Consider the following 13,722-nt stretch of genomic DNA (forward strand, 5'->3'; position numbering starts at 1 on the left):
AGGAAAATAAATCAGATAAATATTTAAGAAATTAAGGTTAGACTAATGGTTCACAGCCTACCGCAAAAATATTGACACTTACCTTGACTTTGCATAACTTGTCAGATAAGGCTCAAACTTATACTTTTGATGATATGGGTGGAGGCTTTACTGAAAAGAGAGAAAAGGATAGCGGAATCTTTTACGATGTTCAACTCGCAGGAGCAAATGTTTATGGTGCAGATGCTGTTACCGTAGCACCAAAGTCAGATGCACAAGTTAAATATACTTTAAAATTATCTAATTTGAAGCCTAATCAATTAGTCGAAGGATTCTTAAACTTTACAAATACTGAAACTAAGAAAACATTGGTAGTGCCATACTTAAGTTATTATGGTGATATGACCAATGAGAATGTCTTTGATAATAATGCCAATGAAGATAATGACATCCAAGGCAATCGTTGGACTAATGAGGATAACTATCCACGCGGAATTGCTGATCAAGACTCACTTAAAAAATTAATTAATGTGGATGGTCAATATAATTGGCAAGAAGTAGCTAAGTTATATGAAAGTGGTAAGGTTGCCTTTTCACCCAATAACGATAATAAGAGCGATTTAGTTCGACCTTATGCATACCTTAAACAAAATGTTGAAGATCTTAAAGTGGAAATCTTAGATGCCAAAGGTAATGTAGTAAGAGTTTTGGGTGATTCTCATGGAATTCAAAAGTCATATCATGCCGATGGCGAAGGTACCGTTGATATGGGATACTCGGCCTCAGATGCATCTGTTTTTGACTGGGATGGCAAACTTTACGATGCTCAAACAGGTAAGATGGTTGTCGCTCCAGACGGAAATTATACTTATCGGTTTGTGGCAACTTTGTATAATGATGGTCCTCATCAAGTCCAAACACATGATACTCAAGTTGTAATTGATACTATTGCGCCAACTTTGAGTAATGTGAAATTTGATCAGACAAATTCTACTTTGAGTGGTGACTATAAAGATACGGGTGCTGGCTTTACTAGTTATTCATACGGTACGGTAACCATTAATGATAAAGTATTCGGTTTTAAATTAGATGATCAGGAACAATCGGTTTTTTCAGATCACGATAAAACCTCAGGTCATTTTGAATTTAAGCTGACGCCCGAAGAACTTAATGCATTTTCGGGTGCGGGTAATAAAGTAACCGTTGCAATTAGTGATGTAGCAGATAATACAGCTGCCTTAACTTTAGATGTAGCTGGTCAAGCAGGCAAACCAGAGGTTTCTGTTTGGAATGCTACTAATGGTTTAGCATTTAATCAAAAGATGGAGGATTATGATGCTAAAACCAATACTTATACTCTACGTGGCGGTGCAACAAAGGACTTTTATCTTAATGGCAAGTTGGTTCAAGTAGCTAGTGATCAGTATGCAGTACCTGTTGCTGCTGATGAAAAAATGCCGCTTGTATTCTCAAGTGATCAAGCTGGCCATGACGTATTATTAACCTTTACTCCAGCTACACTTAAGGCAAAATTTGCATGGCAACATGTTGATGGAGAAAAGAAGAGCTTCGGTCCAGAAATCTATTCAGTATTTGGTTCCAATGATCAGGATATTGTTGTTCAAGCAGCAGTGACTAAAGGCGATAATGTTCAAGCATTTGCCCAAGATTATTTCACTAAAGAAATTTATACTGCTACTGTCAAAGATGGCGTGGCAACATTCCATATCCATACAAGCATTAATAAGGGAAAAGATGGTAAATTTAACCGTGCTTTGTTAAAGGGATGGACTGAAATTGATGGGCCAACCTTTAATGATAAGCAAAAGACAGCCACGACGGATATTAGCGATGAAGTTTATATCGGCGTTTACTACGATCCTACTCATGTTGACAAGCCAGTTTATACTAATCGAGATCAATTAGGAGTTAATGTGACTGATGAAGTAGCAGATGAGGATGCTTTTGGTCCTACACCATATCCAGGGTATGAGCCAGAAGATAAGTCTAACCCAGACATTCATTTTGACTATTTGACAGATGGTGGCGTATCTAATCTTGGCTTAGAAGCAGTTGAAAATGGCTATTATGATCCTGCTACTAATGACTTTACTTTGACTGGTCATGTTGATTCTAACGTTGTTAGCTTAACAGCAATGGTAGCTAGTGGATTTGAAAATGATCCTAATAATCAGATTGATATTCACAATAATGGTAAATTTACAATTGTCTTTAAGATGCCTCACACAGGTCATAGATATGTGCAATACATCTATAAGACCACTGATGGTACCGAAAAACGTGGATCAGTTGGTTTGATTTTAGATATAGTTAAACCTACATTATTAGTTGATCAACTCGGCAATCAAGATGAAGCAGAATTTACAACTAATAAGCCAACCTTTAAGCTTTCTGGCGTAGCTAACGATAATCTGGATGGCTATAAATTCTATCTTGATGGTGATAATTTATTCAGCCAATTTAACGGTTCTGGCTACGATTATGTCGCGGGATTATATGCTAGTCCTGACACAACTAACGATTATGGCTCACACAAGTTTGAAAAAGAAGAAGTACTTGATGATAATCATGGTCAGCCAACAACACATGTCTTTACAATTGCAGTAGTTGATCAATTGGGCAATAAAGTAGAAAAGAAAGTAATCGTCCATTACGACCCTAACTTTGTTGAAACTCCTGTTGTTGATCCTGATCAAAATAACGGCAATGCTAATCATAATGATAATGGGCAAGCTCCTGTGACAGTACCTACATCAACCACCGAAAATTCATTTGAGCAGGGAAATTCAACTCAATCTGATGTTAAGAATGATGTTACTCCATCACTTGCTGATGCTGCTAAAGAAAAGACCTTCGTTTTAACTCACGCTGCACTAGTTTATGATCAAGATGGACAGGTTCTTGCAACTAATAATAAAGTTCAACGTCTTGAGAAGGGAGCAACTATTTCTGCCTGGAATAATGGCCAAGTAGTGAAAATCAAGGAACAGCAATTCCTTCAAGTAGGAACTAATGCATATGTTAAATTAGCTAATACCTTTATGAAGAAATTAGTTGTAAGAAATGCTTATGTTTACAATGCTAGTGGCAGAGCATTATCAGTTGATGGCAAGATCAGATTGATTAAGAAGGGCCATTATGTTTATGTATGGAATAATGGTGAACTCTTTGAGATCCATGGCAGAAAGTATTACCGAATTGGTGAAAATGCCTACATTAAATTAGCCAACCTTCAAGCCACTAAGTATGTTTTATTGAAGAAAAATGCTTATGTCTATGATCATAATGGCCAAGTTGTCAAAAATCATACTAAGCGTGTCCTGTTAAAGAAAGGAACTAAGCACGGCGTATGGAATAATGGCAAAACTGTTTTAATCCATGGTAAGCGTTTCTATCAATTAGGACAAAATAGCTATGTTAAAGTTGTAAATGCTAAACTATTGTAAAAAGTAAATACACGAAAATAATCGGACAATCTAATGACTGCTCGATTATTTTTATGCTTTTTTAAGCTAAACTAATCTCACGACTAATTTGCTTAATCGTCTTTTCTTTTAAATCTGCGGATAAAGTAAATTGAGTAAAAGTATTGCAGCACTCTGGTTGAATATAAAGCGTATGTTTTGTTACATCATAGCCAATCCAATAGCCAGTGTAATCAGATTTAGTACTATTGGCACTTAGTTTTTCAAGACCTTTTGGAATCATGACCGTCTTGAAAACATCATATAGTTGCATGATTCCATCTTCACGCTTGAAGCTGTCAATGTAGTTTGACAGAAAAGTTGCCCGAATAAAACGAGAGGGCGGAGTGTAGTCCTAGTAACCCAGAACCACTTTCGATCTGTTTAATTACTAATTGATCATTTAGCTTGTTTTCACCAACATTATGCGGCCGCATTTGCACGTAGTTACGCAAGTTATTTAAGTGCCAAGAATATTCTGGACTATTGGTCATCACACCGATGCTGTCATAGATTTTGAAAGCACCGTTGTTAACCGGTTCAAGTACAATGCCTTTGCCGCTAGGATCAAAGAAGGTGAAGTGCATTGGTATGGGGCTAGGTATGCCAGTTTCTGCATCTTCCCATGGTTGATATTCAGTTTTTAATAGGGCCAATTTAGGAATTGCCTCTTTGATCTCAGTAATATCTTTGAAATTGCTTAGAATATAGCTAACAAATTCTGCTCCGACGATCGGAGTTAAGCCGCGCTTTTTAAGTTTTCTTCAGTGTCCCAGCTACATTCTTCCAGATATTGAGCATCCCCAACTAAACCGTCACTATTAATCCCATCATTATAGAAGAGCGAATTATTAACATTAATTCCTACAAATGCATATTTGCTCATCCATTTATGATAACAGCTTGGCATTTCTGTATTTTTAGGAAAAGCAGTGATCTGAGTTTTCACGCTCTTTTTAAAGGGACTGAAAGTAAAGTCATCGGTTCTGCCCCAGAATAAATCACCATTATTTGCTTTCATTGCAATTGATGTACACGGCATGTTAAAACCTCCCTTGTTCAGATTAATCAATTATATTGTAGTGCGACCGAGAAAGAATACTAAATGATTCAGCTTATGACTTTATAAAAGCAAAAACTTAACATTGTTCTGCAAAAATAATGCAATCATCTCCTAAATATGTGAGAATGTAATTGCTTACAGCATTTTGCGATGATAATAAAGGAGTTTTCCATGACTGAAGATGCAAAACTAAAACAAGTAATGAATAAAATTGACAATGCGATTAGCTGGATTAAGCAATTAAACTGCATTGTGTCTAATTCTTTAAATACTGAATTAAATCCTGATGATGACAGTGTCTTACTTTATTTACAAACGCCAAATAACTTAATTGTGCCCAGCTTACTCTTGAATGAGCAAGCTTATGACTATCTGCTTGAGCAAGATGACGCTTCTAACGGCGAGGGGATTATTATTAGTTGGGCTGGCAGTTTTATGGATGCCACGGCGCCAAAAGAGAGGACAGGGCTTGATCCGGAGCAATTGCGCCAAGATATGGATTATTTGTACAATGTCTGGTATAAATTGACTAAGCAAAGTGAAGCGATTAATGATTATTATCAAGATACAGCTGATTTGTCTGCTGAAAAGATCAAGGCAGAATTGCAACAGATTTTAACTACAAGCGGCGTGTTTGACGCTGATGTATTAGCCGAAACTGAAACGCAGCTAGCAGGGATGCCGTTTGCCTATTTATGGGGAATTTATCAAGAAGTGCAGCGTTCAACCGATGATAGCAAAACTGCAGGACAACTGCTTTATCACTTAACAGTCGAGGTCCCTCATGATTCTTACTTGTTCAAGCCAGATCCTGATTTTTCTTTATTAGCAAATTTAGCTGATCAAGCTGCAGCAACTGGCGCTGATTCTAACTTGATGGGTGAGCCAATTGAACGAGCAGAAGCGGAAAAATTGGCAGAAAAATTACGCCAAGCAGGTGATTTATTGGTCGAAAATAATTTAATCCCTGCTGGCGCTCTGGACGTGGAATATGATGAGACGCAACATGACGTGATTGTCTACTTGCAGTCACCTAATGATGTGATGATTTTCCGTAATGATGTTCTAGGTACTAAAACTGCGGCAATGATTGAGCATGAAAATACAGAGCAATGCGCAGCTCATCTGGCTATTTCCTTTATTTTGAATTTTGCGCGTGACTTGCAAGATACGGCCGGGCAAATTAGCGAACAAGATTGGGACGGCTATTGCGCTGATTTGGACTACTTGTACCGGATAATTTTGGGCTTTTCCGCCAGCATCCCTGATGTCGATAACTATTTAAGCAGCACCAATGATCGGACCCTTGTAGATTTACGACAAAAATTGATCAGTTATATTCAGGCAAGTGATAGTGAGGACAAGACTGACTTAATCGGGATTATTAATCAACTAGGATATGGCTATCTCTACACTTTAATGGCATATATCGATTCAATTGGCGATGACCAAAATGCTAATGCGATTACCGACTTCTTGGGTCACGCTCTCGTTTATTTACCAACGCAGGATATTGCTAGTGGCTTTAATCCTGACAAGAATTTCTCTGTTTTAGCTGAAAATAATCCGCATGATACCTGGCAAAATGGCACAATTGTGCTTGATAACGGTCAAGGTGATACATCAGGTATTGTGGCTGACTTATATGCTAAGCTCCAAGCAGCAGTAGAAAAGCTGGAGCAACGCTGCGATTTTGTACCTGGTTCAATTAATGTTCAATACTCAGCCAAGCAAGGTTTAGCAGGAATTTTGTTCCAGACGCCTAGTCGCATCATCAGTCCTTCTTTTGCTTGGAATGCGCAAAGTGCAGCCCAATTAAGTGATCTAGAGCCCGAACAAATGGAGACCCAATTAGGACTTGATTATGTTTTTGGTGCTTTTGGTGAAGCGCTGGACAATTTGGCTGCTGGAATTCGCAACAATCAAGATAAACTTGATCAGGTCAGCATGGAGCAGATCAACACTGATTTAGCCTATAATTTTGAACGAATCACTAAGCTGTCACAAACCTATGCCGACTTAGATCCGGCGCTAAAAGAAATGATGGGCCAAGATTATGATGAAAGAAAACTGCGTGACTATTTAACTACTGCGATGCAAGTAGATGATAATGATGCCGCTTATCAGGTGGATGGACTGTTGATTCGAGCTACTTATACGCAGCTCTTCGCCTTATATCGCTTAATGCATGACTGCAAATTGCTGGAACCGAAGGCAACTACTATATTTGACCTGTTAAAAAATCAAGTAGAGAACCCAATCAAGTTCGATGTAGTCGATGATGTTGATTTGTTTGAAAATGATCATGATGATGAATAATTTTTAAGGAGAAAGTAATGATTATTAGACGAGCAAGAAAGTCGGATTTTCCCTTTGTTTATCCGATATTAAAGCAAATTTTTGATGAAATGCAGATGAAGTCGATTGAATCTTTGCCAGAAGATCAATTTTATAGTTTGATGAAATTAGGCTTCATTTCAGAAGATTACCGCTATTCATATCGCCGCATCTGGGTAGCCGAAGATCATGGTCAAGTGGTCGGAATTTTGGATATGTACCCGTATAAGGACCAAAAGATCATCGATGTTGTTTTGCGTCACAATTATGCAAATGCTGGTTTACCCATTTCAACCGTGATTTTTGATGATCAAGAAGCTTGGCCACACGAGTGGTATATTGATGCGCTAGCTGTTCATCCTGATCATTGGGGTGAACATATTGCCAGCAAGCTGATGGACGAGGCAGAACAAGTAGCGTTAGCTCATGGCTATCATATTATCAGCTTAAATGTGGACAAAGAAAATCCACGTGCGCAAGCTTTATACAAGCATAAGGGTTATGAAGTGCAGAAGTCGATGACGATTGGTGACCGCACTTACGATCATATGATTAAGAAAATATAGAGAAAAAGCAGCATTCCTAGAGTATAAGCTTTGGGATGCTGCTTTTATGTTTATTCAAAAAAGTGTTGGTATTCAATTACTGTGACATTATTTTTTTGCGCATATGCTTTGAAACCAGGCGTTGCCTCTTTGGCAAAAAAGTAAAGATAGCTTTGTTTAATCTTGGGTACTAGGAACGATCTTTCAACTAAAGTATCAATCATTTCCGGTTTAATCTTATCTTTTGCTCGCCATTTACATTCACCGATAATAGCTTGATTATTAGTGAAATCAGGTGCAACAATATCAATTTCTTCTTCACGCTTTTTAGCTGGATTAGGGCCCCACCACTGACCAATTGTACGAATGCCAATTGGTAAATCATTTTGACGCCAAAGCCAATCGCCACTAGCTTGTTCAAATACTGGACCTAAAAATCTGGGTAATTCACTCATAATATAGTCTAATAAGCGATCAACTTGTCCTCTAACAATTAAATCTGTCTCACCGTCGACAAACTTGAACCAGAAACGAAAGAGACCATCAACAATATAATAGTAAGCTTTGCGGTTATTTTTATTAAAAAGTGGTTGCTTTTTTTGAATGACGCCAATATCTATTAAATTTTTTAAATAGGGTGTAAGAGAGCTAGATGTAATATCAGTTGCTTGCACAATATCGTTGTAGTGATTGGAACCATTAGCAATAGTTTTGAGAATAGCATTATATGTAGCTGGATTGCGCATTTCTTCCTGCATTAGAACGTTCGGTTCATCACGCAGAGGAGCAACTGGTGAGAAAAACATTTGTCTAATATTATCTCTCAATGAAATCTCGGGATTGATATAAGCCAAGTACTGAGGAATGCCACCAGTGATGCCATAGTAACCTAATAAGTCGCTTTTATTAACACTAGGCAGCATTGTTTCTGATTCAAATAAGTCAAATGGTTCTAGTTTTAATTGCCCAGTTTTTCTGCCATAAAGTGGGCTCTTGTACCCCAGGACCTGTCTTTCCATGAATGACATCGATGACCCACAAAGAATTAACATGACATTATTGTATTTTTTATAGACATGGTCAATTACGTATTGAAGAATAGAGCTGACAGAATGTTCTGATCTGGCTAAAAAGGGATATTCATCGATGACAAAGACTAATTTTTGTTCTAAATGATTAGCAATATTTTGCACTTCTGTAAAAGCTTTTTCAAAATCAGCGTAGGATGCAGTATTAAAATCATCATTTTTTAAATCGTTGATTTTTTCTGATAAATTCTTGAGATTCATATCACCTGTTGATTCTATTCCTTGATAGTAAATAGCAGGTTTATTCTGAATAAACTCACTAATCAAGGCGGTTTTACCAACTCGTCTACGGCCATAGATTACGATCATCTCGAAGTTAGGACTCTGATATTTAGCATTGAGGTCATTGAGTTCATTATTTCTACCGACAAAATGTTGCATAGATTTATTCCTTTCTTTTATTTGATTATAACATAATTACGATTAGCCTTATTATAATTATGCTAATCGTAATAAGGTTAATTTCAGTGAAATACTTTTGTTAAAATCCGAACAATTTAGGCTAATTGTAGCCAATAAATAAACAAATTATTTACTTTTAGTACTTCAGAGCTTTAACTCAGTCTTAAATCATGTTAAAATCTTATCAATGACAAAATTATGAATTCAAAGGGTAGACAGATAATGAACAACGACATTGAGAAAATTTTGTTTGATCAAGCACAATTAGATAAGCGCATGGATGAGATGGCTGCTGAATTGAATCAAAAATATGAGGGCAAGCAGCCGATTGTCATTCCCGTTTTAAATGGGGCAATGATTTTTGCTAGTGACATGATCAAGCGACTTAACTTTAAATTGACAGTTGATCCAATTAAGGCTTCAAGTTATGCCGGTACCGAATCAACAGGCAAGGTAAAGATCACTCAAGATATAAAATCTGATGTTAAAGATCAACCGGTAATTTTTATGGAAGACATTATTGATACCGGTCGTACGCTTCAAGCATTGAGTGAAGTGATGAAAGACCGTGGTGCCGCCAGCGTTGAAGTGGTAGCTATGCTTGATAAGCCAGATACTAGAGTAGTTGATTTCCATGCTGATTACTATGGTTTTCAAGCTCCAGATGCATTTTTAGTAGGGTATGGTCTTGACTATAACGGCTTATATCGTAATTTACCTTATGTCGGTATTTTAAAACGTAAAATTTATGCTTAATGTAAAAAGTTGCTAGTATTCGTTGCTAGCAACTTTTTTTAATGTGATGGAGAAAAAGGCATTCAACGTCAGTATAAACTGTGATGACATTGTCCTGATAGTCATGAGCAATCCAGTCTAGAATTCGAATAAGAATCAAACTTGAAATGCTTTGGATATGCTTATTAGAAAGATTACTATTGAATAGTAATTTTTGCATTTCACGAAAAAGAGCTTGGTCAACTTGTGTTCGAATTTGACTTGAGGCAAGAGAATGTACATTTCGATAGTAGGTGGCATTAGTTTCAATTTCTATCAGTAAGTTGTGTGCTTTTTTATGTAAAGTACTTGATTGGGGATTGTTGAAGCAAGAATTGATTTCGAATTGCAGTACTTGACTAAATAGATCATTCAAATTTTTAAAGTTGCGGTAAAAAGTTCCGCGACAGATATTTGCAGCTTCACAGAATCTTTGAACTGAATACTTGTAAACAGTTCCTTGTGATAGGTCTTTTTTTAAGGCTTGTGCAAAGAATTGGATATGTATCCTGTCTTTCCTAGTTTTTCTTCTTGTAGTAGTGAAATACATCTTTATCCTCCCTTTTTTATGTTCATTGAACATATTGATATATAATATACCAGTTGCTATTTAATATAGCAATCCTTTTTTTAGATAACAATAATGTAATAGATTGTGTAAGCGAAAATCCCGCATGGATAACGCAAAAATTGCTTTTGAAAAAGTTTATTAATTGTAATCATAATTTACTATACTGTTATTAATTATGTACAGTTATTGCTGGAAACATTGATTTATCAAGGATTATAGACAAAATAGTAATAAGATAATAACTTAACACACTATTAGTATTAGCTAATGTATACAAACAATTAGATAGCTTAATTGAAAATGTGTGAATATCTGCATTTTTTTGACAGGATTTTGATGAAAAATGGGCAAAAATAAAAGAGCTCAAATAGTTGACTGAACTACTTGAGCTCTTGGATTAGGAAACTGTATTAAGTTTTTAACTACAGCGTTAGTTTTAATGATTGAATTTTCTGTAGTTTTGGATGTAACGTTTAGCAACACCCATCATGTGAACACTAACCTTGCTTTGGTCATCCTTTAAGCCACTGAAACTAATACCAAAGTATTTAGTCTTAGCATCGTAGCTCTTAGTACGGCAACCAAGTAAATCACCAGCGTGTTCCCATTCAGTGTATCTAGATGAGTCATTCATCTGACTGTCAGAGCCTGCAAAACCGCCAAAAAGCATTTGCTTTACGTTAAAGTAAATTTGGTTTTTCAATACTGACATTGGACGTAAGTTAGTATTGTATGTTGAAGAGATAGGCAAGCCAGCTTCATCTTCGTAGACTTGACCTACTTTTGAGTTAAGGCCAGAAGCCTTAGCTGCGCGTTCAATTCCAGTAACATAGTGGTCGGCATCCCAGCAAGATCTGTTATGGTTGTAGTATTCGTTAGCTACACGATTTGCAAAGTGCAAAGCACCTCGCTTGTAAGTCCAGTCTTGCTTGCCAAGTTGATGACGTGCAGAATTAATTAAGCTTAAAGTGTATTGGCTCAGTTCTTTTTGTTGAGACGCAGTTAATTTAGTCACGTTAACTAACGTATTATCTGAACCCGCATCACTATTGGTGTTTTCCTTCATGCCTTTTTTAGAAGCATCAATCAAAGCCTTACTTGCTTTACCAGTTTGGTTCCATTTAATAATGGCACTCTTGGTGTAACCAGCGGGTAATGTGATAGAAGCAGCTTGAACAGTAGAGTTGTTATTATTTGAAATAGCAACACTTCCACCTGCTAAAGCGGCTGCGATACCGATAAGTGATAATAGCTTAACATTCTTTGTCATTTTTCCTAATCCCCCTATATTACGAAAAGAATTCCCAATTTATAAGTCATTTTTTTGCTTAAGGAGTAGTCAATTCCTTAAAGATCGTTATATGTCTCTTCATGGAATGATACTAACATTATTAAAAACAAAGTCTATATATGAACAGCTTTAATAACGTATCTTGTTAAATAAAAACATATATGTTATTTTTTAGAGTGCTAGTTTATCAAGACTTAGGGCGACCTAAAATAAAAGCTATACGACTAATAAATAATTCAAAAGTTTTTTAATAAAGGCTAAATTTATATAAAAAAATATATAATTATAACCTAAGTTATCTATAAATTATCAAGTACTAATGACTAAGAGTTGGGATAAAATCAGCGTTTAGCAAAGATATGTTTTAAAAATATTATATTGTATAGAAAATAGCAGAAAGATATTAAAATTATAATTAATTTCAAAATTACACTACAAAATATGGAAGTGAAACTAGTTTGAGTCGTATTTTGTAATTAAAGCTATACGATCATCAAATACGGACTATTTATTTTTGTGGTTAAAGGAATATTCAAATTATAGTTTATCTTGGTCATGAAACGATTATTTTTTTCATGTTTACACTATTACTAATAAAGGCAGTTAAACACCTGATTTGTTAGGCTTAAGGCAACATTTAAAAATATTTCGCGTAGTGAAACGCGTTCCAAAACTTGAAACAAAGTCTGAAGCTGGTGAAAACGAATACATTTGTGGAAGAAGATGATATAAATATATGCGTAAGGCAAATGAAACAGAGATAAAAACTTAGTTTTATTTAAAGGAGAAAATAGATTATGGATGGTAAGAAATATTCAGTAGTTATTGCTGGCGGTGGTAGTACTTTTACTCCAGGATTTGTCCTTGATTTAATCAAGAGTCAGGATAAATTCCCATTAAGACAGTTGAAGTTCTATGATAACGATGCTGAACGGCAAGAAAAGATTGCCAAAGCTGTTGAAATTATCATGAAGGAAAGGGCACCACAAATTAAGTTTTCTTACACAACTGATCCTAAAGAGGCTTTTACTGATGTAGATTTTGTTATGGGATCAATTCGTGTTGGTAAATATCACATGAGAAGCTTGGATGAAAAGATTCCATTAAAATATGGCGTGAATGGTCAAGAAACTACTGGACCCGGAGGAATGGCCTATGGTCTTCGCTCAATTCCCGCAATTTTGCAAATTATTGATTGGATGGAAGAATACTCACCAAATGCTTGGATGATCAACTACTCCAACACAATTGCAATCGTTGCAGAAGCTTGCCGTCGTCTTCGTCCAAATGCTAAGGTAATTAACATTTGTGATATGCCGATTGATGATATGGACAGAATGGCTGCCATTTGTGGTTTGGACAGTTGGCATGATATTGACTTTAACTATTATGGTTTGAATCACTTTGGCTGGTGGAAAGAAGTTCGCAACAAGAAGACTGGCGAAGACTTAATGCCTAAGTTGAAGGAATACGTCAAAGAGCACGGCTATTGGGTAGGTGGCGATTACGACAAGGATACTGAAGCTTCTTGGGAAGCCACCTTTAAGAAAGTTGCCGATGAATATAAGCTAGAGCCAGAAACTTTGCCAAACAATTACATGCAATACTACTACTTCCCACAATATGAAGTTGCTAATGCTGATCCGAAGCATACTCGTACTGATGAAATTCGTGAACACCGGCAAAAGATTGTCTTTGGCGAATGTGAAAGAATCGTAAAGGTGGGAACTGCTAAGAATAATATTTGGGATATTTCAGGTTTGCACTCTGAATATATCGTAGATATTTGTCATGCGATCGCATTTAACACTCATGAAAAGTTCTTAGCTAACTGTGCTAATAACGGTGCAATTTCTAATATGGATCCAGATTCAATTGTTGAAGTACCAGCATTGTTTGGTGCTGATGGCATTCAACCAATGGCTACGGGTAAAGCAGGTCGCTTCCAAAGAGGCTTGATGATGGAACAACAAACTTGTGAAAAATTGGTTGTTGATGCTTATGTTGAACATTCATACAATAAGATGCTGCAAGCATTTGCATTAAACAAGACTGTACCAGATGCTTCCGTTGCTAAGAAGATTTTGGATGACATGATTCCAGTTAATGCTCCATACTGGCCAGAACTTAAATAATTAATTGTCATAACATAACTTCAATTTAAGAATAAAAATTAAGGTAGTTACT

General features: G+C 36.3%; 9 protein-coding genes and 1 pseudogene. 5 read left to right on the forward strand and 5 right to left on the reverse strand.

Features of this window, described 5'->3' with window-relative positions; genetic code table 11:
- Nucleotides 1-71 precede the first annotated feature (71 nt).
- Nucleotides 72-3,446, forward strand: coding sequence for an SLAP domain-containing protein (locus CP366_RS06890; RefSeq protein ID WP_089148012.1), 3,375 nt, complete (start codon nt 72-74; stop codon nt 3,444-3,446).
- 61 nt (nt 3,447-3,507) lie between these two features.
- On the opposite strand, the pseudogene CP366_RS10935 reads toward CP366_RS06890, so the two are convergent.
- Both CP366_RS10935 and CP366_RS11075 read right to left on the reverse strand, forming a co-directional pair.
- A pseudogene (locus CP366_RS10935) lies at nt 3,508-4,198 on the reverse strand (linear amide C-N hydrolase).
- A gap of 5 nt (nt 4,199-4,203) precedes the next feature.
- Complete coding sequence (locus tag CP366_RS11075) at nt 4,204-4,506, reverse strand: linear amide C-N hydrolase (protein WP_089148009.1); 303 nt, start codon at nt 4,504-4,506, stop codon at nt 4,204-4,206.
- 192 nt (nt 4,507-4,698) lie between these two features.
- On the opposite strand from CP366_RS11075, the gene CP366_RS06910 reads away from it, so the two are divergent.
- Together CP366_RS06910 and CP366_RS06915 are read left to right on the forward strand one after the other, a co-directional pair.
- The gene (locus CP366_RS06910; RefSeq protein ID WP_089148008.1) at nt 4,699-6,846 is read left to right on the forward strand and encodes a hypothetical protein; all 2,148 of its coding nucleotides are present in this window, start codon (nt 4,699-4,701) and stop codon (nt 6,844-6,846) included.
- Nucleotides 6,847-6,866: 20 nt separating this feature from the next.
- Nucleotides 6,867-7,430, forward strand: coding sequence for a GNAT family N-acetyltransferase (locus tag CP366_RS06915; RefSeq protein ID WP_089148013.1), 564 nt, complete (start codon nt 6,867-6,869; stop codon nt 7,428-7,430).
- A gap of 50 nt (nt 7,431-7,480) precedes the next feature.
- Here CP366_RS06915 and CP366_RS06920 read toward each other — a convergent pair whose 3' ends face one another.
- Nucleotides 7,481-8,878 (reverse strand): ATP-binding protein, encoded by a 1,398-nt coding sequence (locus CP366_RS06920; protein WP_089143436.1) that lies wholly within the window; start codon nt 8,876-8,878, stop codon nt 7,481-7,483.
- Between the two features lie 243 nt (nt 8,879-9,121).
- Here CP366_RS06920 and hpt point away from each other — a divergent pair, with 243 nt between their 5' ends.
- Complete coding sequence (gene hpt, locus CP366_RS06925; protein WP_089146078.1) at nt 9,122-9,655, forward strand: hypoxanthine phosphoribosyltransferase; 534 nt, start codon at nt 9,122-9,124, stop codon at nt 9,653-9,655.
- Nucleotides 9,656-9,680: 25 nt separating this feature from the next.
- On the opposite strand, the gene CP366_RS06930 is transcribed toward hpt, so the two are convergent.
- The gene (locus CP366_RS06930) at nt 9,681-10,223 is read right to left on the reverse strand and encodes a TetR/AcrR family transcriptional regulator (protein WP_005723891.1); all 543 of its coding nucleotides are present in this window, start codon (nt 10,221-10,223) and stop codon (nt 9,681-9,683) included.
- 457 nt (nt 10,224-10,680) lie between these two features.
- Entirely contained in the window at nt 10,681-11,514 is an 834-nt protein-coding gene (locus tag CP366_RS06935) for an SEC10/PgrA surface exclusion domain-containing protein (RefSeq protein WP_065989965.1), read from the reverse strand.
- 818 nt (nt 11,515-12,332) lie between these two features.
- Between CP366_RS06935 and CP366_RS06940 the strand changes: the two genes are divergently transcribed.
- Nucleotides 12,333-13,670, forward strand: coding sequence for a 6-phospho-alpha-glucosidase (locus CP366_RS06940; protein WP_005718261.1), 1,338 nt, complete (start codon nt 12,333-12,335; stop codon nt 13,668-13,670).
- Nucleotides 13,671-13,722: the final 52 nt, after the last annotated feature.

This window comes from Lactobacillus sp. UMNPBX15 (assembly GCF_002553785.1).
In the GTDB taxonomy this organism is placed as follows: Bacteria; Bacillota; Bacilli; order Lactobacillales; family Lactobacillaceae; genus Lactobacillus; species Lactobacillus crispatus.

What these genes read in the sequence shown, in the direction of transcription:
- CP366_RS06910 (WP_089148008.1), top strand. Translation starts at nt 4,699, where the DNA reads ATGACTGAAGATGCAAAACTAAAACAAGTAATGAATAAAATTGACAAT.
- CP366_RS06930 (WP_005723891.1), bottom strand. Translation starts at nt 10,223, where the DNA reads ATGTATTTCACTACTACAAGAAGAAAAACTAGGAAAGACAGGATACAT.
- CP366_RS06940 (WP_005718261.1), top strand. Translation starts at nt 12,333, where the DNA reads ATGGATGGTAAGAAATATTCAGTAGTTATTGCTGGCGGTGGTAGTACT.
- CP366_RS06920 (WP_089143436.1), bottom strand. Translation starts at nt 8,878, where the DNA reads ATGCAACATTTTGTCGGTAGAAATAATGAACTCAATGACCTCAATGCT.
- CP366_RS06935 (WP_065989965.1), bottom strand. Translation starts at nt 11,514, where the DNA reads ATGACAAAGAATGTTAAGCTATTATCACTTATCGGTATCGCAGCCGCT.
- CP366_RS11075 (WP_089148009.1), bottom strand. Translation starts at nt 4,506, where the DNA reads ATGCCGTGTACATCAATTGCAATGAAAGCAAATAATGGTGATTTATTC.
- hpt (WP_089146078.1), top strand. Translation starts at nt 9,122, where the DNA reads ATGAACAACGACATTGAGAAAATTTTGTTTGATCAAGCACAATTAGAT.